Annotated in this window: 19 protein-coding genes and 1 tRNA gene; 9 read left to right on the top strand and 11 right to left on the bottom strand. The window is 65.8% G+C overall.

Features of this window, described 5'->3' with window-relative positions:
* Positions 1-46 precede the first annotated feature (46 nt).
* Complete coding sequence (locus tag ACSUZC_RS06820; RefSeq protein WP_439032110.1) at positions 47-685, top strand: TetR/AcrR family transcriptional regulator; 639 nt, start codon at positions 47-49, stop codon at positions 683-685.
* A 54-nt stretch (positions 686-739) separates the two neighbouring features.
* On the opposite strand, the gene ACSUZC_RS06815 is transcribed toward ACSUZC_RS06820, so the two are convergent.
* Positions 740-1747, bottom strand: a complete 1008-nt coding sequence (locus ACSUZC_RS06815) for a cytochrome P450 (RefSeq protein WP_439032109.1) — start codon at positions 1745-1747, stop codon at positions 740-742.
* Positions 1748-2182: 435 nt separating this feature from the next.
* Here ACSUZC_RS06815 and ACSUZC_RS06810 point away from each other — a divergent pair, with 435 nt between their 5' ends.
* On the top strand, positions 2183-3478 hold the full coding sequence (locus ACSUZC_RS06810) for a cytochrome P450 (RefSeq protein ID WP_439032108.1): 1296 nt from the start codon (positions 2183-2185) through the stop codon (positions 3476-3478).
* Between the two features lie 48 nt (positions 3479-3526).
* Here ACSUZC_RS06810 and ACSUZC_RS06805 read toward each other — a convergent pair whose 3' ends face one another.
* The 5 genes from ACSUZC_RS06805 to ACSUZC_RS06785 all read right to left on the bottom strand — a co-directional run bounded on the left by ACSUZC_RS06805 (position 3527) and on the right by ACSUZC_RS06785 (position 8215).
* On the bottom strand, positions 3527-5332 hold the full coding sequence (locus tag ACSUZC_RS06805) for an FAD-dependent monooxygenase (RefSeq protein ID WP_439032107.1): 1806 nt from the start codon (positions 5330-5332) through the stop codon (positions 3527-3529).
* Positions 5329-5967: a VOC family protein gene (locus ACSUZC_RS06800; protein ID WP_439032106.1), complete on the bottom strand. Its 639-nt coding sequence runs from the start codon at positions 5965-5967 to the stop codon at positions 5329-5331. Before ACSUZC_RS06800 ends, ACSUZC_RS06805 begins: the two co-directional genes overlap by 4 nt.
* Before the next feature lie 9 nt (positions 5968-5976).
* Complete coding sequence (locus ACSUZC_RS06795; protein WP_439032105.1) at positions 5977-6939, bottom strand: fumarylacetoacetate hydrolase family protein; 963 nt, start codon at positions 6937-6939, stop codon at positions 5977-5979.
* 93 nt (positions 6940-7032) lie between these two features.
* The gene (locus ACSUZC_RS06790) at positions 7033-7830 is read right to left on the bottom strand and encodes an SDR family oxidoreductase (RefSeq protein WP_439032104.1); all 798 of its coding nucleotides are present in this window, start codon (positions 7828-7830) and stop codon (positions 7033-7035) included.
* Positions 7831-8139: 309 nt separating this feature from the next.
* Positions 8140-8215, bottom strand: a tRNA-Ala gene (locus ACSUZC_RS06785).
* Between the two features lie 88 nt (positions 8216-8303).
* Here ACSUZC_RS06785 and ACSUZC_RS06780 point away from each other — a divergent pair.
* The gene (locus ACSUZC_RS06780) at positions 8304-9047 is read left to right on the top strand and encodes a hypothetical protein (RefSeq protein WP_439032103.1); all 744 of its coding nucleotides are present in this window, start codon (positions 8304-8306) and stop codon (positions 9045-9047) included.
* Between the two features lie 85 nt (positions 9048-9132).
* Here ACSUZC_RS06780 and sepX read toward each other — a convergent pair whose 3' ends face one another.
* From sepX to ACSUZC_RS06760, 4 genes are all read right to left on the bottom strand, one after another.
* The gene (gene sepX, locus ACSUZC_RS06775; protein ID WP_439032102.1) at positions 9133-10359 is read right to left on the bottom strand and encodes a divisome protein SepX/GlpR; all 1227 of its coding nucleotides are present in this window, start codon (positions 10357-10359) and stop codon (positions 9133-9135) included.
* A 279-nt stretch (positions 10360-10638) separates the two neighbouring features.
* Positions 10639-12099: a class I adenylate-forming enzyme family protein gene (locus ACSUZC_RS06770; RefSeq protein WP_439032101.1), complete on the bottom strand. Its 1461-nt coding sequence runs from the start codon at positions 12097-12099 to the stop codon at positions 10639-10641.
* A gap of 3 nt (positions 12100-12102) precedes the next feature.
* The gene (locus ACSUZC_RS06765; protein ID WP_439032100.1) at positions 12103-13002 is read right to left on the bottom strand and encodes an alpha/beta hydrolase; all 900 of its coding nucleotides are present in this window, start codon (positions 13000-13002) and stop codon (positions 12103-12105) included.
* On the bottom strand, positions 12999-13982 hold the full coding sequence (locus tag ACSUZC_RS06760; protein ID WP_439032099.1) for an enoyl-CoA hydratase/isomerase family protein: 984 nt from the start codon (positions 13980-13982) through the stop codon (positions 12999-13001). The genes ACSUZC_RS06765 and ACSUZC_RS06760 overlap by 4 nt, the downstream gene beginning before the upstream one ends.
* Before the next feature lie 87 nt (positions 13983-14069).
* On the opposite strand from ACSUZC_RS06760, the gene ACSUZC_RS06755 reads away from it, so the two are divergent.
* Both ACSUZC_RS06755 and ACSUZC_RS06750 read left to right on the top strand, forming a co-directional pair.
* Positions 14070-15701 carry a GMC oxidoreductase gene (locus ACSUZC_RS06755; protein ID WP_439032098.1) on the top strand — a complete coding sequence of 544 codons (1632 nt, stop codon included), beginning with the start codon at positions 14070-14072 and terminating at the stop codon, positions 15699-15701.
* Positions 15702-15774: 73 nt separating this feature from the next.
* A complete protein-coding gene (locus ACSUZC_RS06750; RefSeq protein WP_439032097.1) occupies positions 15775-16479 on the top strand; it encodes a TetR/AcrR family transcriptional regulator in 705 nt (234 codons plus the stop codon).
* Positions 16480-16539: 60 nt separating this feature from the next.
* Here the strand turns inward: ACSUZC_RS06750 and ACSUZC_RS06745 are convergent, their stop codons facing one another.
* Complete coding sequence (locus tag ACSUZC_RS06745; protein ID WP_439033015.1) at positions 16540-17142, bottom strand: TetR/AcrR family transcriptional regulator; 603 nt, start codon at positions 17140-17142, stop codon at positions 16540-16542.
* Between the two features lie 127 nt (positions 17143-17269).
* On the opposite strand from ACSUZC_RS06745, the gene ACSUZC_RS06740 reads away from it, so the two are divergent.
* From ACSUZC_RS06740 to ACSUZC_RS06725, 4 genes are all read left to right on the top strand, one after another.
* Entirely contained in the window at positions 17270-18157 is an 888-nt protein-coding gene (locus ACSUZC_RS06740; protein WP_439032096.1) for an alpha/beta fold hydrolase, read from the top strand.
* Positions 18158-18221: 64 nt separating this feature from the next.
* Positions 18222-18947 (top strand): SDR family oxidoreductase, encoded by a 726-nt coding sequence (locus ACSUZC_RS06735; RefSeq protein ID WP_439032095.1) that lies wholly within the window; start codon positions 18222-18224, stop codon positions 18945-18947.
* Complete coding sequence (locus ACSUZC_RS06730; RefSeq protein WP_439032094.1) at positions 18944-19831, top strand: alpha/beta fold hydrolase; 888 nt, start codon at positions 18944-18946, stop codon at positions 19829-19831. Before ACSUZC_RS06735 ends, ACSUZC_RS06730 begins: the two co-directional genes overlap by 4 nt.
* Complete coding sequence (locus ACSUZC_RS06725; RefSeq protein WP_439032093.1) at positions 19828-20826, top strand: NADP-dependent oxidoreductase; 999 nt, start codon at positions 19828-19830, stop codon at positions 20824-20826. Before ACSUZC_RS06730 ends, ACSUZC_RS06725 begins: the two co-directional genes overlap by 4 nt.
* The last annotated feature ends 144 nt before the right edge of the window (positions 20827-20970 follow it).

The raw sequence follows: 20970 nt of genomic DNA, 5'->3' as shown, positions 1-20970 counted from the left end.
GTGATGGGTATGCGACCATTGGGCCTCCTGCGGAAAGGAGTGGCCGATGGCCGAGGACGACCCCGCCGTGGCGACACGCGCCCAGCGACGTAAGGCGCAGACGCGGCGGTCACTCATCCGCGCGGCCCAGCAGCTGTTGGCCGAGGGTCGGACATCGGCCTCGGTGCTCGACATCACCACTCTCGCCGATGTGGGCAACGGGTCCTTCTACAACCATTTCGCGACCAAAGACGAGTTGTTCGAGGCCGCGGTGGTGGCCATCGTGGACGATCACGGCGAGTTGCTCGACGGTTTCACCGACGGCATTGCCGACCCGGCCGAGGCTTTCACGCAGAGCTTTCGCCTGACCGGACGTCTGCATCGCCGGTTTCCGGAGTTGAGCAAAGTCGTTGTCAACTACGGCTTGTCGATGCTGACCGCCTCCGATGCCGGTTTGCTTCCGCGGGCACGACGCGACATCGAGGCCGCGGTCGCCGCCGGACGGTTCGTCGCCCCCGACGTCGACCTCGCGCTGACCGTGGTCTCCGGGGCGACTCTGTCGCTGGCGTTGCTCCTCCTCGAACAACCCGAGCGTGACGACACGGTCGCAACCGACGCGGTCGCGGCTCACGTCCTTCGGGCCCTGGGCGTCGGCGAGGCCGACGTCCGCACGCTCATCGCGCTACCGCTACCGAGTTGGGACTGATCGCGACAGTCGACGGGTCGTCGTGGACGCCAGGTCGCGTGCACGAAGACAACATCAGGCGAAAGAGGCGCGGAAGCTCTCGAACCCCTGAAGACAGTTGTTGCGCAACGGCACCGGGTTGCTGACGGTGATGGTGTCGACTCGCTCGACCATGGCCCGCAGCAAGGTCTGCATCTCGAGTTTGGCCAATTGCATACCGACACAGGTGTGCACACCGTGGCCCCATCCGACGCTACTGCCACGCCGCAGCAGGGAGAAACGCTCGGGGTGATGGAAGTGCCGTTCGTCGCTGTTGGCTGCGGCGAACACCACGGCGACGCGGTCCCGGGGTCGCAGGCGTACTCCGCCGATCTGGGTGGGAACGGCCACCGATCGGGTGAAGACCCGTACCGGCGATGCCATCCGTACGGCTTCGACCACCGCGGTCGGAATCAGCTCCGGTTCTGCCCGCAGCTGTTGCCAGACTTCGGGATTGGTCCCCAGACTCCACAGCAACTGGCCGGTCGAGAGGATCGTGGTGTCCAGGCTCGGCGCGACGAAGTCGATGATCATGTTCTTCGCCTCGATGCGGCTGATCTCGCCGCGGTCGGCGGCATCGAGCACGGTCGCCGCCCACCCATCGGGTGTCACATGACGACGTCCGATCGCCACGGTGTAGAGAAACAGGCCCAGCGAGCCACGCAGAGACCGGAGTGCTCGCCGGTTCGTCGGACCCAGGCCATCGAACGTGGCCCGTCCCCACGTCAGCATCTGCTCCGGAGACACCTTCACCCCGACCAATTCAGCCACCGCCTGAACAGGCAGGCGCGTCGCGAAATCGGCTATCCCGTCGAAGCTCTCGCGGGCCAGGAGCCTGTCGACGGTCGCCGCCGCCTCCCGCTCGAGCGTAGGTAGCGACGGGCGAATGGCCCGCGAGGTCAGCGACTGCATCAGGATCATGCGACGGGTCATGTGCGTGTCGTCGTCACTGGCCAGCGTCGTGTAGTGCCCCAGAGTGTTGGCCATGGGGTTCGCCGCGACACCCCGCCCGCTGCGGAACGCCGAGTCGTCGCGCAACGCCATTCGAACATCATCGAACCGCCCGATCGCGAACACGCGATAGCGAGGAAGCCACACCACCGGCCCAGCGTCCCGGACGCGCTGGTACACCCCGTGCGGATCGTCGACAGCCTCATCGCCATACAGATCGACATCAACGACCGGAGCCCCGCGATGGGTTTCCGTCCGCGACGAAGCGCCCAGTTCCGCCATCCACCCGCCTCGAGGTCGTGAACCGCTCACCGGCTGGCGCGCATAACGGTTCGAAGTCGTCATTTCTGACGAAATCATCACTCAGGTGGCCGCGCGAGGTCAAGCTCAAAATCTGTCGGTCGCCATCTCACCGAGTGAGCACGACTGCGCAGCCAAGCGACTTGACTTTCATTGACTTGCTATCAATGAAACTATAGCGTCGGGCTATGGACGACCCCGGTTCCGTCGACTAAGAGGGACGCAGACATGAAGACCCGACTCCGGTGGCTTGCCGCCCATGGCGTCGTGCGCCACATGTTGACCATGGCGGCTCGCGGCGGCGACATACACGCGACGCTGCTTGCCGATCCAGCCGCGCGAGCAGACCCCCGGCACGTGTTCGAAACGATCAGAGCCTCAGGGCCACTGGTCAAAACGCGGATCAATCACATTTCGGTATCCCATCGCGTCGCACACCACCTGTTGCGATCCGACGACTTTCGCGTGACCGAACTCGGTGCCACTCTCCCGGGCCCGCTGCGGTGGGCCGAGAAGAGGACTCGATCACCAGCGCTTCACCCACTCAAGCCTCCGTCACTGCTGGCAGTCGAGCCACCCGAGCACACCCGGTACCGCAGACTGGTCTCGTCTGTCTTCACCCCTCGCGCGGTTGCCGACATGCGGGAGATGGTGCAGGACAAAGCAGATGCCCTCCTGGACGAGATCGCCTCCGGCACCGAGGAGATCGACATCATCGGCGAGTACTGCGCGCAGCTCCCGGTCGCGGTGATCAGCGCTGTCCTGGGCGTCCCCGATGATGAACGTCAGCGGGTACTCGAGTTCGGAGAGCAGGCAGCTCCCAGCCTCGACATCGGATTGTCGTGGAATCAGTTCACACGTGTCGAAGAGGGGCTCGAACGCTTCGACGCATGGCTTTCCGATCACCTGGATGAACTTCGTCGCAACCCAGGCGACGATCTCATGAGCGAGCTGATCAAGGCCACCGACGACGGCGTCGGCCTGACCGACGACGAACTCCGAGCCACCGCGGGCCTGGTCCTGGCCGCCGGTTTCGAGACCACGGTCAACCTACTCGGAAACGGCATTCGCCTGCTCCTCGACAACCCTGACCAGCTCGACCTCCTGCAGCAAGACCCAACCCGCTGGCCGAACGCGGTCGACGAGATGCTTCGTCTGGAATCTCCGGTACAACTGACGGCTCGCAGGGCCAAGCGCGACGTGACGCTCGAAGGTCTGTCCCTGGCGGGCGGAGATCATGTCGTGCTCGTTCTCGCCGGCGCCAACCGCGATCCCGAGGTGTTCGACGATCCGTACCGTTTTGACGTCACCCGAGAAAACGCCAACAAACACTTGTCGTTCTCGGGCGGCCGCCACTACTGTCTCGGCGCATCGCTGGCCAAAGCCGAGACAGAGGTCGGGCTGCGGACCCTCTTCGATCGATATCCCCACCTCGCCTCGGCCGGCGAGTCCATCCGCCGAGACACTCGTGTTCTGCACGGCTGGTCGACACTCCCCGTGGTTCTGGGGCGCGGTGGCGCCTAGGCGATGAGTTGTGTTGTGTCGCTGGTGAACAGGGCTTGCCGAGATCTCTCATCTGGATGTGAAGTACGGAAGCCAACGACGTCGCAGGATCTCGACCAACTCCGGTCCGGAGTGGCCGGCTTCCTGGCAGCTACGCCACACAACGTGGCCGTCGGCTCGAGTGACCACGGCGCCCAGGGTGCCGACCTCGTAGAGATCGACGGCTGACGGAGGCAGGACAACCGCCCTCAGATCGACAATCCGGGCGGTCAGCGGCTTCAGTGCCTCACCGCACGACTCGAGAACGTCGGTCCACTCCGATGGGGCGAAGGTGAACACGGTGAGCGCGGTCGATCGTGGGTCGACCATCTGTAGCGTTGATCGCGGTCCGTCGGGTGTGTCGAGAACGGCGTGCGGCAATCGCGCACCGGGTGTGGTTGTGGGGAAATACTCGACGACCTCGTCGGAGCCGATCGCGGGCTCGCGGGCCCCGGGCTCGGAATCGATGAGCGGGCCACCGTACCGATACCCGTATTCCAGCCCGGTGGACACGAAGTGCGCGAGCTGGCCCGGGATCTTGCCGGCCACGAGGTCGCGCACCCGCTGGGCGCGCCGCCCCTTCGCATCGAGGATCCTGGTGCGAGCAAGGCCCGCACGGGTGATCCGATCGGCGAGCGGCGCTGCGACCCGTCCCGGCAACAGCGTCAGCGGGCGGCGGGACATGGCAGTCGTCGCCCGGTGCAGCATGCGGTTGGTGACACCGAAATAGCGCGTGGCCGAGTCGAGTTGGAAGTGGTTCGACACGCTGTGTCGCGCGAAGAGGTCGATCACCGGACGGCGCTCCACCTCGTAGGTGTCGAGGAGACGGTCGGTGGCCGGCCCGTTGAGGACGGCATCGATCTTCCAGACGATGTTGTGGGCGTCCTGGACTCCGCTGTTGAGCCCGTATCCGCCCGTGTGGGGGAATCGGTGCGCGGCGTCGCCGGCGAGGATCAGGCGGCCGCGACGGAAGACCTCCGCGGTCTGGGAGGTCATCATCCATGTGCCGGTGGAGGTGATGTCGAACTCGACACCGGACCCGAGCACCTCCGGAAGGGTCCTGGCCCAGTAGTCGTCCTGCGAAACCGACACAGCCTGGTCCGCATGCAAATACGTGTTCATGAGGACGTAGTGGTCGTCGCTGTGAGCGATCAGCACCCCGGCAAAGCCTGGCTGGTAGATCCAGCTCAGCAACGGACGGGCGTCGGCCGGGTAGAGGCCCGGCGCCCGGAAGAAAGCGCTCCCCATGCGGGCGAGGACGGGACCGTGCATCTCGATGCCCGCAGACTCCCGGACGAAACTGTTTGCGCCATCGGCGCCGATCACGAATTGCGCGGTGATGTCCTCGCCGTCACTCGTCAGCGCGGTCGCCGAGTCGCCACGATCGTGCAGGGACTGTATCCGGATGCCCCTACGGAAGTCGATCAAGGGCTCACGGTCGAGCGCGGCCCACAGGACGGGCATCAATTGATGCTGGCCGATGTGGGAGATGAGAAAGTCCCCATGGGACTTCACGCGCGCCAGTTGCTCCGGCCGGGAGGCCAGGTCGATCTCGCCGAGCGGCAGCCCGTGCAACTGTGAGCACCATCGGATGAGGTTCACGGATTCGATCGGCGGGGCGAGGTCCGCGATCTGCTGCGCGAGAACGGGATCGGCCTCACGCCAGATCTCCATCGATCGTCCGTGGACGACATGCGCGGCTGGATGGGTGAGTTCGCCGAGACGCCGGTCGATGATCACCGACGCGATACCGCGTCGCGCCAACAGCAAGGCCGCCGTCGCGCCGGTGGAGCCGGCCCCGACGATGACCACGGGCACCGCCTCGTCGGAACTCACAACGTACGAAGGGTGATGGCGCGCTTGTTCACCCGCGGCGTGGTACCCGGTCGCACGCCTGCGTCTCGCCGAAGTAGTGACTCGACGGGCGCACCCGCGCGCAGCCGCTCGATCAGGTACGACGGGTCGATGGTGACCCCGATGGGGTTGGCCTCGAACTCGGGGCTGGAAAAGAACGCCGACGTCTCCTCCGGCGTGGCGAAGTTCTCGGTCTGGAACTCCAGACGGATACCGTCGGGGTCCTCGTAGTACAACGACGTGGTCGGCCCGTGGTTGATCGACCAGACGGGGAGAATGCCCTTCGCTGCGAGTCGTTCGTAGTTGAGCAACAGCGGCTCGAGCGAATGGTATGTGAATGCCAGGTGATCGATGCCGTATACCTTTCGCCGCAACCTGGCCAACGGGAACAGGTGGCGAACGAAAGCCGGCACCTTCACCAATGCGAGTCGGTGGCTCTCGTCGTCCCAGGTGAGGAACGCGATCTGATCGTCTTCGTGGACCAGGCGGGCGCCGAGCACCGTCGAGTACCACTCGATCATCTCCGCAGCACGCGAAGTCTTCACGACGAAGTGCGCGAGGACGTCTGGCGCGAGCGGGGTATCTGTCGGCTCGGGCGACGCGGACTGTGTGTTCATGACCTGTCCTTATGCTTCGGTGGGCGCGACGATCGGCGTGCGTTGTTCGCCGAGATCGAGAGCGCCGTCGGAGGAACGGATGGACGCCGTGACCGTGTCTCCCGGGCGGAGGAATGGGCCGTCGAGATTGCGGCGGATGAACAGTTTCCACATGACGTGCTCAGGCAACGCTGCGGTCGCGATCCGTCGCACGATCGCCGGTGGCGATTTGGCCGCGGTGCCGTGCGGGGTGCCTGTCAACACCACGTCGCCGACCGACAGATTGGCGAATTCGCTGAGCTCGGTGAGTGATTCGGCCGGTCGGTAGACGAAGTTCGCAGTGGTGTCGGCCTGACGGACATCGCCGTTGACATGCAGCCGCAGCTCGAGATGGTCGAGACGGGCATAGTCGTCCTCGTCAAGGACGGCCAGTACCGGGCCCAAGGGGCAGAACCCGCGGTAGCTCTTGCCCTTCAAGTATTGGCCCTGAGGCAGTTGGACGTCGCGTGCCGAGAGGTCGTTGGCGATGGTCACGGCAACGACGTACTCGCGCAACGACTTGTCGGTGATGGTCACCGGCCCGTCGATCGACTTGCCCATCACCAGCGCCAGCTCGATCTCGTGGTCGAGCAATCGCACGTGCGACGGACGGGTCACCGGGGTGAACGGTCCGGTGACCGAGGCGTCGGTCTTGTCGAAAAACAGGTTGAAAGCACGATTGTCGGGATCCATACCCGAGTCGATGGCGTGTTGCCGGAAGTTGGCCCCCTGGCACAACACTCGGCACGGGGTGGTGATCGGCGACAGCATGTGAACCACGCCGGCATGATGCGTGAATGGCCGTGACGCAGCCGCGGTCCAGTCGTCGCGACCGTTCTCGAGGAGGTCGGCCGTGTTCTCGTAACGCCCCTCCAGTGCGGTGATGCCACCGTCGAACACCACGCCCCACGTCACGGCGTCTCCCGTGACGTAGCGGCTGAGATACGTCGCCATCGTGTGAAACTCCGTCCGTCGAGGATGTCGCGACCACAGAGTAGAGCTTTCACTGACTTCTAGTCAACGAACGGCGATCGGCGCCTTGTCGCCTCAGCTCAGTCCGTAGGACCGGGCCATCAGTGACTCGATGGTGCGGCGCGGGAGGAGACGGCGCGCCGAGAAGACGAGCGGCGCTCGACTGCCCACCGCATACAGCGGTGCCGGCCGCGGCGCAGTGATGGCGTGGAGGGTCGTGCGCGCGACACGGTCGGCCGAGATGCCTTCCGACTCCTTGCGGTCCAGCGCGGCGACGGTCGTGGTGAACGACTCACGATACGGGGAGTCCTCGGCGATGTACTTGGTCCTACGCTCGGACAGTCCGGTGTTGATGGAACCCGGCTCGACGGTGGTGAGGTAGACCCCGAACGGCGCCAGTTCGAGGCGAGCTGCCGTCGCGAAACCCTTGATGGCCGCTTTGGTGGCGACGTAGGACGAGCGATAGGCCAGCGGGAAGCTGGCGAGCATCGATCCGACGAACACCACCCGCCCACTGCGCCGCTCGCGCATGGCCGGCAACAGCAGCTGGGTCAGCTCGATGTGGCCGAGGACGTTCAGTTGGAACAGACGCTGCAGAGCTTCGGTGGGCAGCTCTTCGAGTGGACCGCACTGACTCTCACCCGCGTTGTTGACAACAACGTCGACGGCGGTGTCCCGGAGCCCGCGCGCGAAGGCCGCAATGGACTCCGACGACTCGAGGTCGAGGTCGCGATACTCGACGCCGGCGACCGGGTCGGCGACCGATGCACTGTCCCGGCTCGTCCCGACAACCCGGTAGCCACGGTCCACCAGGAGCGCGGCTGTCGCGCGCCCGATTCCCGACGACGCGCCGGTGATCACTGCAGTCTGCATGGGGAGCCTCACTCCTACGGCGGATCGGCGTGTACACACGATGTGCTCGCGTACACCCCGGCTGTTGTCGTGAGGATAGTACCGTTCGTTGACTGAATATCAACGAGATTGCTGTCGGGCGTTGATCGGTCGGTGCGTCGAGCACGCAGATCGGAGGGACGACGGTCGCGCACCGGTTCATCCGCGAAATGTGACTTGATTCCGCCAGAATGGCGCCGACAGCTGTGCTTCGAGCACGTCGTCGATGGTGGCAGACCGGCGTCACCCCCACGATGCATGCGACCGTGCAGGGTTCGATGAACGCCTGTGTGGTGGAGCTATGGGGAATCGAACCCCAGACCTACTCGATGCGAACGAGTCGCGCTACCAACTGCGCCATAGCCCCGGAAGGCGTTTGACCGCCAACCGGGAGCCACTTTAGCAGCCCTGGACCGGGGACACCCAAACGCCTCATCCGTGGCTAGTCTGGTCGGGTGCCTCGGATGTCTGATCAGCAGTTGGCCGGAATTCTCGACAACGTCGTGGGGGTGATCAACCCTGTCCTGGACGCCCTGTCCGAGCGGGACCCCTTGGGCCTGAAGGGTCACACCTTCCACGACGACGACCACGCCGGCTCGCGGCTCCAGCAGGCCCAGCATGCGGCGTCGAAGCTGCTCGACGCGGCCGACTGGCCCGGAACCAAGGGCTGGAGTGAACGGTCGATGGCCAAGCGCGCCAGTTGGTGGGTGACCCGCATCGGGACGCTCAACACCGGCGCCGTCGCATTCCCGGGCGTCTTCGGGATCTGGGCCAAACGTCTGCCGGTGACCCCCTACCTCGGGTTCGCGAACCAGTCGATGGTCCTCGTCGCGATCGCCCGCGAGTACGGCGTCACCGACCGCAAGAGTCAGGTGCAGTTGCTCGCGTCGGTGCTGTGCAAGCGGGACCTCGCGAATCCGGATGTCACCGCCGAGTCGGGCAAGTCGCTGCCCGACGAACCGAAGGAGCGCGAGAGGTCGCTGTTCAAGGCGATCTGGGACGCAGCCAAACTTCTTCGTGCCGTCGACGACGAGTTCGAGAAGCGCCCGCAACCGATGGCCGTCTTCCGCATGCTGAGCTACATCCCCGTCGTCGGGGCGCCCGCGACCTATCTCGGCGAACGACTCGCGTTGTCGAAAGCGGCCAAAGCCGGTCGGGCGTGGCTCGACTCGCACGGCAAACCCGCGCTGACCGCATAGAGCCCGAAACAGTTCAGCAGTAGGTATCGCCGTTCGATACCTACTGCTGAGCCTGTCTGCTGAGGGAGTTCGGGCGTCCGGTCGGTCAGCCGACCCGCCGGTACTGGTGGTCTTCACGCTCCACGCGCCGACGCTGGAACGGCGGCAGATGGTCGAACACGGGGTCCTCGTCGTCGATCTCGAGAACCGTTGCGCCACCGGGCCTACGCAGACGCGGAGGCGGCGGTGCGGCCGCGAACTCGGGGACCGCGGCGGCGCGTCGACGCCGCTCCTGCTCCGCGCGCGCCGCCCGCTTGGCACGCGCGAGGCGCTGCGCGCGGATCTGCTGTTCGGTCATCACTGCGCGGCGCAGGTAGGCGAGGTACCCCACCAGGAGCAGCCCCAGCACCCCGGTGGCCACCCAGCCGGGCATCCCGATCAAGAACCCCGACACCACGGCCAGCAGCGTCAGCGCGAACAGACCGAGGGTCACACGCTGACGCTCGCGGTACTTGAGTTCGCGTTCCTTCTCCGACGAGTACACGCTGCGTCGACCGGACCGCTCGGTCCGCGACCGAGCCACCGGGGAGTCCTCGACCTCGTCGATGTCGGATTCGGGCTCGCCGTCCTCGGCATGCGCCTCGGATGCCCGGGAGCCGCGGGCGTAGTCGTCGTACTCGTCCTCGTCGAGTTCGTCTGTCGCGTCCTCGAATTCGGCCTCATCCTCGAATTCGGCCTCATCCTCGAGTTCGGCCTCATCCTCGAGTTCGGCCTCGTCCTCGTATTCGGCCGCGTCGTCCTCGACCTCGTCCTCGATGTCGACGAAGTCGTCATCGTACTCAGCGTCCTCGATGTCCTCCGACGCTTCGAGATCGGAGTCCGATGCTTCATCATCGGCGTCGTTGTCGACAGCACTGAGCTCGGTGTGCTCGCCCTGCTCGTCGTCATCGTCGTCCGCATCAAGATCGGCGGACGCGACGGTCGGCTTCTCGACTTCGGACTTGTCGGCACGGCGGACACGCGTGGTGGTGCTCTCGGCGGTGTCTTCGGAAACCTCGGTGTCCGCGGTTCCGTCCTCGGCCTTGTCCTCGTCGACGGTGGTGGTCGCGGTACGTCGCGACGACTTCCACGACGGGTCGTGGGGATGCCTGGCAGACGACCGGCGCCGGTCCCGCGTCGCGGTGCTCGCGCGCGACCCGCCGCGATGCAGCAGGCGCGTCTTGCGGGCGGCGTCGGTGGACTTCAGGATCTGCGGACGACCCTTGATGACCATCGGGACCAGCACGAAGAGCCAGACCGCGACGAGACAGACCCACAGTACGGAGTTGGGCATGCGACTCTCCCTTCATTCACTCTGGTCACACGAGGCCACTCCACAATCTAGGGCCGGAAGACGCCTCTCCCGAGGAGACGCGCCGGAGCACAGGCGAATCGGCACGTTTCACACGCGCCTCTCAGACAGTTCTGGGCTCAGGGAGACGGCCGGCGAGCCCGAAACGGACGTCGCCCGTAGCCGGGTAGCAGCACCGGAACCTGCGCCCACCACGACCTTGACCCCCCCCGACTCGGGGCTGGCAGGTAGGTGCCGCCAGGCATCGGCGCGAGCTCGAACTCACATGAGCGACAGGTGCTCCCGGAGCGACTTCTTGTCCAGCTTGCCCACGGCATTCTGAGGGAGTGCATCGAGTACATGAATGGCAGTGGGGCGCTTGTAGCCGCTGAGGTGTTTCTGGCACAGGGCCGTGACAGTGTCGAGATCGAGGACGGCTCCCGGCCGAGCCTGGACGAATGCGACGACGACTTCGCCCCACTTCTCGTCGGGAACGCCCACGACTGCCGCCTCCACGATGTCGGAGTGCGAGGCCAGCACGTCCTCGATCTCTTTGGGGTAGATGTTCTCCCCGCCGCGGATGATCATGTCTTTGGATCTTCCGACGAGTGTGAGGTAGCCGTCCTCGTCGAGGTATCCGACATCGCCCGTGCGCAGCCACCCATCCTCGCTGATGACCGCTTCGGTCTCCTCAGGTCGTCCGAGGTAGCCACGCATGACGTTGGGACCCTTGACGACGACCTCTCCGGTCTCCGTCTTCGGTAGCGTCGCGCCATCAGGGCCGACGACCCGCAGTTGTTGGTCGGGGAAGGGCAGCCCGACCGTCCCGGGCTTGCGTAGACCGTCGACGGGGTTGATGGTCGATCCGCACGTCGCCTCGGACAGGCCGTAGGCCTCGACCAGAGGGAACCCGAACCGTGCCTCGAAGCGGGTGAGGAGATCCGCCGACGCGGGAGCGGCACCACAGATGGCGTACCTGACCGAGGAGGTGTCGGGCTGCACGTCCTCGGGCAGGGCGGTGAGCATGCTGTAGATCGTCGGCACCGCGGAAAAGAAGGTGGGCCGGACCTTTTCGAGGGTGTCGAGGAACGTCTGCGGGTTGAAACGATCGGCAATGATGACGCTGGCCCCGACCAGCAGCGGCGAGAGGACGCTGACCACGATTCCGTTGACGTGGAACAGAGGCAGTATCAGCAGACACCGATCGGTGGGCCCGAGATGGAGGGCGTCGCGTCCCATCCGAGTCATGGCGTCGATGTTGGCGTGGTCGAGCATGACGCCCTTGGGCACGCCGGTGGTGCCAGAGGTGTAGATCAACAGCGCCAACGCATCCGGCGCGTCGACCGGCTCGGTCGCCGCGGGGTCGAGGTCATACCGCAGGTCCGTGACCGCAAGCGATGCCACTCCGGCCACGGGTTCGGCGCCGTCCTCGACGACGACGAGCTTGGCATCGGAGTCCTGAACCTGCCGGGCGACCTCGGCGGAGGTGAGGGCGGGGTTGACCGGGGTGATGGTCGCCCCGAGCCGCCAGGCGGCGAAGAGCAGGACCACGAACTCGACCCGGTTGGTCAGCCGCAGTGCGACGACATCGCCGGGGCCGACGCCTTGGTCGGCCAGCTGGGCGGCGACAGATCGGACCCTGGTCGCGAGGTCCTCGTTGGTCAGGGACTGGGCGGAGTCGGCGACCGCCAGGTCCCCAGGGGCCTGCGCGGCGCGGCGGTCGGGCAGGGTGGAGAACGTCATTGTTCAGTCCTTCAGGTGTCGGGTGAGGAACTCGGTCTGGTCGGTGACGACCGCTTCGAAAGGCTCGCCGAGGTAGATGTCGAAGTGACCGGCGTCGTACCGTGCGATCTCACCCTTCGGGGCAGTGCGCGCGTATTCGAGGGTCCTCGCGGGTGGGGTGACCGAGTCGTGGTCGCAGATGCTGAACAGAATCGGCATCGTCACGTCCTTGGCCGACTTGCCGGGCCGGTGCCAGGTGATCGTGGGGGCGACGCGTGCGGCGACCTCGTTGATGAACGCGCCGCCCTCCGGCACGAGCGCAAGATAGCCCGGCAGCGCGTCGGGTGCACTCATGAGTGCCTTCTCCCCGGGGGCGCCGGCAAGAGTGAGCAGTACCGGGTCCCGGCCGAATGTCTTGGCGAACACGTCGGCGGCGACAGTGGGGAGGATTCGGGCGGTGCCTTTGGCGCCGAGTGCCCGGGCGGAGGCCAGGCCGTCGGTGAAAGGACACTGCGACACCGCGGCGCGCAGCTCGGGGTGACGGGCAGCGACGATGATGACGTGCCCGCCGCCGAAAGAACTGCCCCACACCGCGACACGAGTGCCGTCGACATCAGCGCGGGTCTTGACGTGGGCGATGGCGGCGTCCCAATCGGCGAGCTGACGTTTGATCGAGAGCAACTGCCGCGGCCGGCCGGTGGAATCGCCGAAGTGCCGGTAGGTGAACGCCAGCGCGGCAATGCCTGCTTGGGCGAAACGCTCCCCGAACGCGTCCAAACGCATGTCTCGGGTTGCCCCCAGCCCGTGGCCGAGGATGACGACCGGCGGGTTCGCGACGCCGTCGGGAAGGAAAAGCCAGGCAGCGCACGTATCACCGTCGGAGTCGAAAGCGACGTCGTGGCGAGTCACCGTGTGTCCGGTCATTGCTTCACCGTGGCCTTGCCGGACGGTGCGCCGGCACCGCGGGTGTCGCCCTGGGCGAGAACCTGTTCATACACGCCAGGTTGGTACAGCGGGAGCTCGCCGCTGTTCTCGGTGTTGGCCATGTAGTCGAGCATCAGCTCTTGGCCGATCGTGGACAGTGCGGTGGCGAGGAACTCCGAGCGTTCGATGTGCAGCCCTTCTTCCAGGCCGGCCGAGCCGCCGAAATAGACCGACCTCTTGATCGCCGCACGTGAGGACTTCGGCCGTGAGCCCAGGTAGCGCGCGAGCTCGATCGACCTGTCGAGGACCCTGTCCGGAGCAACGACGTCGTCGACGGCCCCGATCTCGAGCGCCTCAGCCGGCGTGAACGGCTTCCCCGACAGGATCGCAACCAGTGCCCTGTGGTTGCCGATCAGCCGCGGGAGACGCTGACTTCCGCCGCCGCCGGGCATTATGCCGAGCAGAACCTCGGGCTGACCGATGAAGAAGTCTCCGTCTGCCATCACGCGCAGATCGTTGGCCCAGCAGAACTCTGCCCCGAGGCCGAGCGCAGATCCGTTGAGTGCGGCCATGAAGATGACACCGCTGCGATTCATCTTCAGGAACGTCTGGTGGACCCGTTCGAGCTGGACAGCAGGCCACAGCGGGCTCTTTCCGAGTGCCGGCTGCAGCCCGCCCGCACGGTTGACGCCGCGAGCGACCCGAGCCATCGCCGCGGCGCCCTTGACTCCGACCGACGGGACCGCGGCGCCCCCCTTCTGCAGCCAGCGCACCTCGGCGTGGCTGACGAAGCGACCGGGATGGGTACCGGTGAACACCACCGCCTCGACGCCGGGATCGGCATCGGCACGTTCGACCAGCGCGTCGAGCTGCTCAGCGATGTCGTTGCCGAACAACCCCAGAGGGCCGCCGTCGACGTGAACGACCAGCACCCCTCCGCGGTCCTCGATGGACAAGCTTCCTCTGACTTCTTCTGCCATGACAATCCTCGGTCGGCGGGTGGTACAGTCATCGCAGAATAACGAAGTTATCCTTACTGGGCAAGCCAAGTCGAAAGGGATTGACCCATGCCGGAGGCCGCACGCCCACCGCTGTTCACACATCCACGCGGCACGCCTCAGTTCGACTTCGACTGGATAGTGGTCGGCTCCGGCTTCGGCGGCAGCGTCGCCGCCATGCGCCTGGCCGAGAAGGGGCACCGAGTCGCCGTCGTCGAACGTGGACGTCACTACGCCGACAACGACCTACCGAAGTCGGCATCGGATCGGCGCCGGTTCCTCTGGGCTCCCGCTCTGGGCTTGCGGGGAATCATGCGCAACACACTCTTCCCGCATGTGTTCAGCTCCAGCCAGACCGGCGTCGGTGGGGGCAGCCTGGTGTACGGAGGAGTGCTTTTCCGCGCCCACCGGGCCTTCTTCGAGGACAGACAATGGTCCGCGCTGGCGCCGTGGGAGCAGGTTTTGGCGCCGCACTACGCCACGGCCGAGCACATGCTGGGCGCTACGCAGACCCCGTGGAAGTCGGTGACGATGGGCCTGACACGGGAGGTCGCCGCACACTTCCACACTCCGGAGACCTTTGCCCCCGCACCCGTCGGGGTCTTCTTCGGCGAGCCCGGAAAGTCTGTGCCGGACCCCTACTTCGGCGGCGCCGGCCCCGACCGAACCGGTTGCACTCGCTGCGGCGAATGCATGACCGGGTGTCGGGTCGGCGCCGCGAACCGGCTCACCAAGAACTACCTGTGGTTCGCCCAGGAGAACGGCGCCCAGGTCATCGCCGAACGACAGGTCATCGACGTGAGGCCGCTGGGACGAGCCGACGGAGTCGACGGCTACCAGGTCATCACCCGACACCCCGGACCGGCGCTCACGCACAGGCGCCGAACACTGACGACGAGAGGAGTGGTGTTCGCGGCCGGCGCCGTCGGCACCAACGAACTCCTCGCGGACTGCAAGGCGCGCGGATCACTGCCCCGGATCAGCGACCGCCTCGGAACTCTGGTCCGGACCAACAGCGAGGCCGTCCTCACCGTTGTGCTCCCCGAGGACGTGGGAACGTGGCAAGACGTCACAGCCAGCAGCAGGGTCGTGCTGGACGGAGACACCCAGATCGAGCTCCTCACCTATGGACCCGGCGGGGACTTCATGCGGCTGCTCTTCACAGCCTTGACCGGCCCCGGGACGCGCCTCGAGCGGATCGCGAAATGGGCGGCCGGCATCCTCCTGCATCCGGGCTCATGGACCTCGACGCTGCGCACGGGCTGGGGCCGACGGACCCTGATGATGCTGGTGATGCAGGCCCGCGACAACGCCATCGAGTTCACGCCCACCAAGCGACGCCTGGGGCGCGGCTACCGGCTCACAACGCGGGCGGACGACACCCGGCCCGCCCCGACTCACCTCGATATCGGCCACAAAGTCGCCACGTGGCTGGCCGAGCGCACCGGCGGGGTGGCCCAATCGAGCATCTTCGAGGCTCTCGGGAACCGTCCCATGACCGCACACGTGGTGGGCGGAGCGTGTATCGGTGCATCAGCAGAAGACGGCGTCATCGACACCGATCTCAAGGTATTCGGCTACGAGAACATGATTGTGTGCGACGCTGCTGCGTTTCCCGCCAACCCGGGAGTGAACCCAGCACTGACGATCACCGCCCTGGCCGAGCACGCGATGGAGCAAGTGCCACCCGCGGCCGGCTAGCTGCCGTCCGCAGCCATGTTCTCGGCGATCGACCAGCTGTGCCGTCGAGAATTCGAATGGAACAATCGGAGCCATGCCCGAAGCACCACCGTCCCGGAACGCTGCTCTCAACGACATCCCCGAGCGGCTCATCGAGGCAACCATCACCCTGATGGCCACCAAGGGACCGTCGGCGGTCAAGGCCCGTGCCGTGGCGGCGGAGGCGGGCATGTCCACCATGGTCGTCTACAACTACTTCGGCGGCATACCTGAGCTGGTCAACGCCGTCATCGATCACGGCTTCAACCAGATCGAGGCGGCCTTCGCCGCCCTTCCGATCACCGAGGACCCCGTCGCGGACCTGTTCACCATGGCACTGACCACCCTCAGGTACGCCAGAGCGAACCCGCACCTGTACGACGCGATGTTCGGCCTCTCAACCCGCGCGACCTACCGTCCGACCTCGGACAGGGATGAACGCCGAGCCGGCCACTCCCCTGCCTTCCAGGCAGGCTACAAACACGTCACCGACGCCTGCGCCCGCCTCGCCGCCGCCCCACAGATGCAGGGCGGCGATCCCAAAGCCCTGGCAGGGGCGGCGTGGAGTTTTGTGCATGGCTACATCACCCTCGAGCTCGCAAATCACTTCGCGGAGTTCGAAGATCCCGTCCGGCAGGTCCTTCTGCCCATGGGCGTCCGGTTCTGCATCAGCTTGGGCGCCGAGTCCGGGCCGGCCCGGGCCTCTCACGAGGCTGCACTCGCTCGATTCCTGACGTCGAGCGACACTCAGACAACCTAGGGAACGCGGCCCCGGACTTCCGAACGGCGCCAGCCGAACTCCGGGGCGTCCCAGCCTGAGTCACTGCTCAGGACGTGTGTCCGACCGCGCCTGGTCCATCAACATCTCGACGGTCGCTCGAGCGTGCGCCCACGGTTCGACGTCGTTGAGCGATGTCGACAGCGCCGCAGCGCCCTCATAGAGCAACGCGATCTGGTGCCCCAGCCGTTCCGGGTCGGCCGCGCCGTATTCGCGGCACAGGTCGATGATCGCGTCGGCGAAGGCGCGCTTGTGTGTGTGGACGAACTCGGCGACCTCGGGCATCGCCGAGGCCGCCTCGACGGCCGCGTTGTGAAACGGGCAGCCGCGCAGTCGCCCCTCACCGGGTTCTGGAATGGCGAACAACGCCATCAAGCGGTCACGAGGTCCGCCACCTTGAACTCGACGAGGGTCGATCAACATCTCGCGCAAGTACGCCAGGTACTGCTCGACCAACAGCAGCTTGCTCGGAAAGTATTTGTAGAGCGTGCGTTTCGAGACGTCGGCCTTGGTCGCGACCAGGTCCACTCCGGTGGCGTTGATGCCCTCCGCATAGAAGAGCCCGGCCGCCGCCGCCAGGATTCGTTCCTTGGGGCCCGGGCGGTCCGTCGCTCGCGATGGCCGCCCCTTCGTCGTCAACGTCATACCGCTGGCCGATCTGTTGTCCACTTCCCACCTCCGCACCGATCTTACACCGATCGGTTTACATACGAGTGACGGACGGCTATCGTCGCAAGTACACCGATCAGTTTCCTATTTGAGGAGAGCCAGCATGCCACGCCACAACGGCACCGACAATCGCGCGACGTCGTCAACAGGACGGACAAAGGTGTCGTGGGCTACGGTCCCGACCCAGACCATTTCCGTCGAAGGCACCGACTTCGCGTACCGCACTTACGGGCCGGAAGGCGGTGTCCCGGTGGTGTTCCTGCACCATCTCGCGGCCAACCTCGACAACTGGGACCCCCGCCTGACCGACGGTCTCGCCGCCCACCACCACGTGATCGCATTCGACAACCGCGGTGTCGGGGCCTCCGGTGGCACCACCCCCGACACCATCGAAGCCATGGCGGCCGACGCCATCGCGTTCATCGACGCGATGGGTCTGACAACGGTTGATCTACTCGGTTTCTCGATGGGCGGCTTCATCGCCCAGGTGATTGCCGAGCAGCGACCCGAGCTCGTCCGCAAGATCATCCTTGCCGGCACCGGCCCTGCGGGGGGCGAGGGAATCGACAAGGTGACCCGGGTGACGTACATCGACACGGTAACGGCCGTCCTGACCGGCAAAGACCCTAAACAGAACCTCTTCTTCACCCGCACCGACAACGGAAAAGCGCGATCGCGAGAGTTCATCGCACGGTTGAAAGAACGCACTCATGACCGCGATGACGCGGTGTCACTGAAGGCATTTCGCACCCAGCTGCGCGCGATCCACACGTGGGCGACACGCGCGCCGGCCGATCTGAGCACAATCGCCCAACCAGTGCTGGTGGCCAACGGTGAGGACGATCGCATGGTCCCCACCAGCAACTCCTACGAGCTTGATCGCCGACTCCCCAACGCGACCCTCCGGATCTACCCCGACGCCGGACACGGCGGGATCTTCCAGGAGCACCGCCAATTCGTTGCGGCCGCACTGGAGTTCCTCGCAGCCTGACCCCGCACCACCACCACCCGACCCGGCGGGCGCTTCGCCTGCCGCTCCTACAGGAAGTCACCCCGTGCCCACTCTTCATGACTCAGTAGTGTTCGTCACCGGCGCCAACGGTGGAATCGGACAAGAACTCGTCGCCCAGGCACTCGCCCGGGGCGCGGCAAAGGTGTACGCCGCGACCAGGAAACCGCGCGAGTGGGACGATGAGCGCATCGTGGCAGTACGTCTCGATGTCACCGACCGTGAGTCCATCGCCGCCGCGGCCGCCGCGGCACCAGATGTCTCGGTGCTCATCAACAACGCAGGCGCCGCGCCGCCGATCGCCAGCCTCATCGACCTGCCCGAGGCCGACCTCCGCGCGAACATGGAGACCAACTTCTTCGGGCCGGTCCTTCTTACGCGAGCGTTCGCCCCGACCCTGCTCGCCGCCCCTGACGCAGTTCTCATCGACATCCACTCCGTACTCAGTTGGTACGCCCTCGGAGGCGTCTACAGCGCATCGAAGGCAGCGCTGTGGTCGGCGACCAACGCGCTACGTCTCGAGCTCGCACCGAAGGGAGTGCATGTTGTCGGTGTGCACATGGGTTACGTCGACACCGCCATGGCTGCGCACGCACAGGGGCCGAAGCTGGCACCGGCGGACCTGGTCGCACAGATCTACGACACCGTCATCGCCGACGGATACGAAGTGATCGGCGACGACCTGACCGCCTCCGCCAAGGCCGGCCTCAGCGGACCGATCGAGGTCATGTACCCGGGCCTACGCCCGAACACCGACGGAGCAACATCGTGACCACATGGAAGGACGCCCGCACCAAGAGAATCGACGTCGACGGGGTGCGGTTCGCCTACCGCGAACTAGGCCCGACCGGTGGCGTGCCCGTGGTGTTCTTGCATCACTTCACCGCCACCCTCGACGACTGGGACCCGCGGATCATCGACGGCGTCGCCGCACAGCATCGAGTGATCGCGTTCGACAACCGCGGGGTCGGAGGAACCGGCTCGAAGGTCCCGACGACCATCGATCAGATGGCCTCCGATGCCATTGCGTTCATCCGGGCACTGCGGCTGAGGAAGGTCGACCTGTTCGGGTTTTCTCTGGGAGGGGCTGTGGCACAGGTGGTCACCCTGCAGGCGCCCGATCTCGTCCGCCGAATCGTGCTGACCGGTACCGGGCCACGCGGCGGTGGGGGCATCGACAAGATGGCCGGCATCGTCGGCACCGCCTACCTGAAGGCGGCACTGACCCGCAAAGACCCGCGGCACTTTCTGTTCTTCCCCCGCACCGCCGAGGGAAAGAAGGCTGCCGCAGACTATTTCGCCCGCCTCGCCGAACGGCGAGCCGACCGCGACACGAAGATCTCGCTGCAGGCACGTGTCGCACAGCTGCGGGCCATCGTGGCCGGTGGCAAGGCAACTCCAGACGACCTGTCGGTGATCAGTCAACCCGCACTGGTCGCCAACGGCGACCACGACGTGATGGTCGCCAGCCACCATTCGATCGAACTCGCCGAACGCATCCCCGATGCGAGAGTCATCATCTACCCACGTTCAGGCCACGGAGGAATTTTCCAGTACCACCGTCAATTCGTTCCCGAAGTCCTCGAGTTCCTCGGAGCCCCTGATCTGATCGGCTCGACCGAACCGCTCGACCAACTCGACGAGGAGACCCATTGAAAGCGTTCGTGATCGACAAATACAAGGGCCCGGTCCACGCCGCCGAAGTCCCCGCGCCCACCCTCGGCCCCCGCGACGTGTTGGTCAGAGTTGTTGCGGCCAGCGTCAACCCGCTCGACAAACTCGTCCGCAACGGCGAATTCAAGCTACTGCTCAAGTACCGATTCCCGCTGATCCTCGGCCACGACGTCGCCGGGATCGTGACCGAGGTCGGTAGCGAGGTCACCGAGTTCGCCATCGGCGACGAGATCTACTCCCGCCCGCGCGATCTGCGCATCGGCACCTTCGCCGAGTTCATCGCCATCGACCAAGCCGACGTCGCGCACAAACCGTCGAACCTGTCGTTCGAGGAGGCAGCTGCTGTCCCGCTGGTGGCCCTGGCGGCCTGGCAGATCCTGGTCGAGAAGGGACACATAGGACCCGGATCCAAGGTCCTCGTCCACGCAGGCGCAGGCGGACTCGGCTCGACAATCATCCAACTCGCCAAGTACCTCGGCGCATACGTCGCCACCACGGCCGGCTCCCGTTCGACCGAACTCGTCACCTCACTAGGCGCCGACGTCGTCGTCGACTACACCACCACCGACTTCGCCGACGTCCTCTCCGACTACGACCTCGCCATCGACGCCGTAGGCGGCGACAACCTCCTGAAAACGCTGACCGTTCTCAAGCCCGGCGGGTTGGCGCTCGGGGTCACCGGACCACCCGATTCCGGCTTCGCACAACAACTCGGCGCAGCCCCACCGTTCGAACTCGTGCTCTCGCTACTCAGTCGAAAAGTACGTAAACAGGCCAAGAAGCACGGCGTCGACTACGCCTTCTTCTTCATGCGAGCCGACGGCTCACAACTGCGCAACCTCACCGGCCTCTACGAGAAAGGGCACCTGCGGCCGGTGCTCGACACCACCTTCCCCTTCGACGACACCGTCGATGCCATCACCTACGTCGACGCGGGCAAGGCACGCGGCGGCAAGGTCGTCATCACCCACACCTGACCTCACCGATCCGGACAGGCTGCGATCCAGGCGGCGTTGATGACCAGGGTCGGGGTTGTCTCGATCCGATCATGGCCTCGTCGGTTGTCCTGATCTCGACGTCGACCCTCGACCGATCTCGGACATCTCGGTATGAACGTGGGC

It is taken from the genome of Gordonia terrae (genome assembly GCF_051789125.1).
GTDB lineage: Bacteria > Actinomycetota > Actinomycetes > Mycobacteriales > Mycobacteriaceae > Gordonia > Gordonia terrae_A.
Note: the sequence above shows the minus strand (reverse complement) of the source record. Positions and strands in the feature narration are given on the sequence as shown.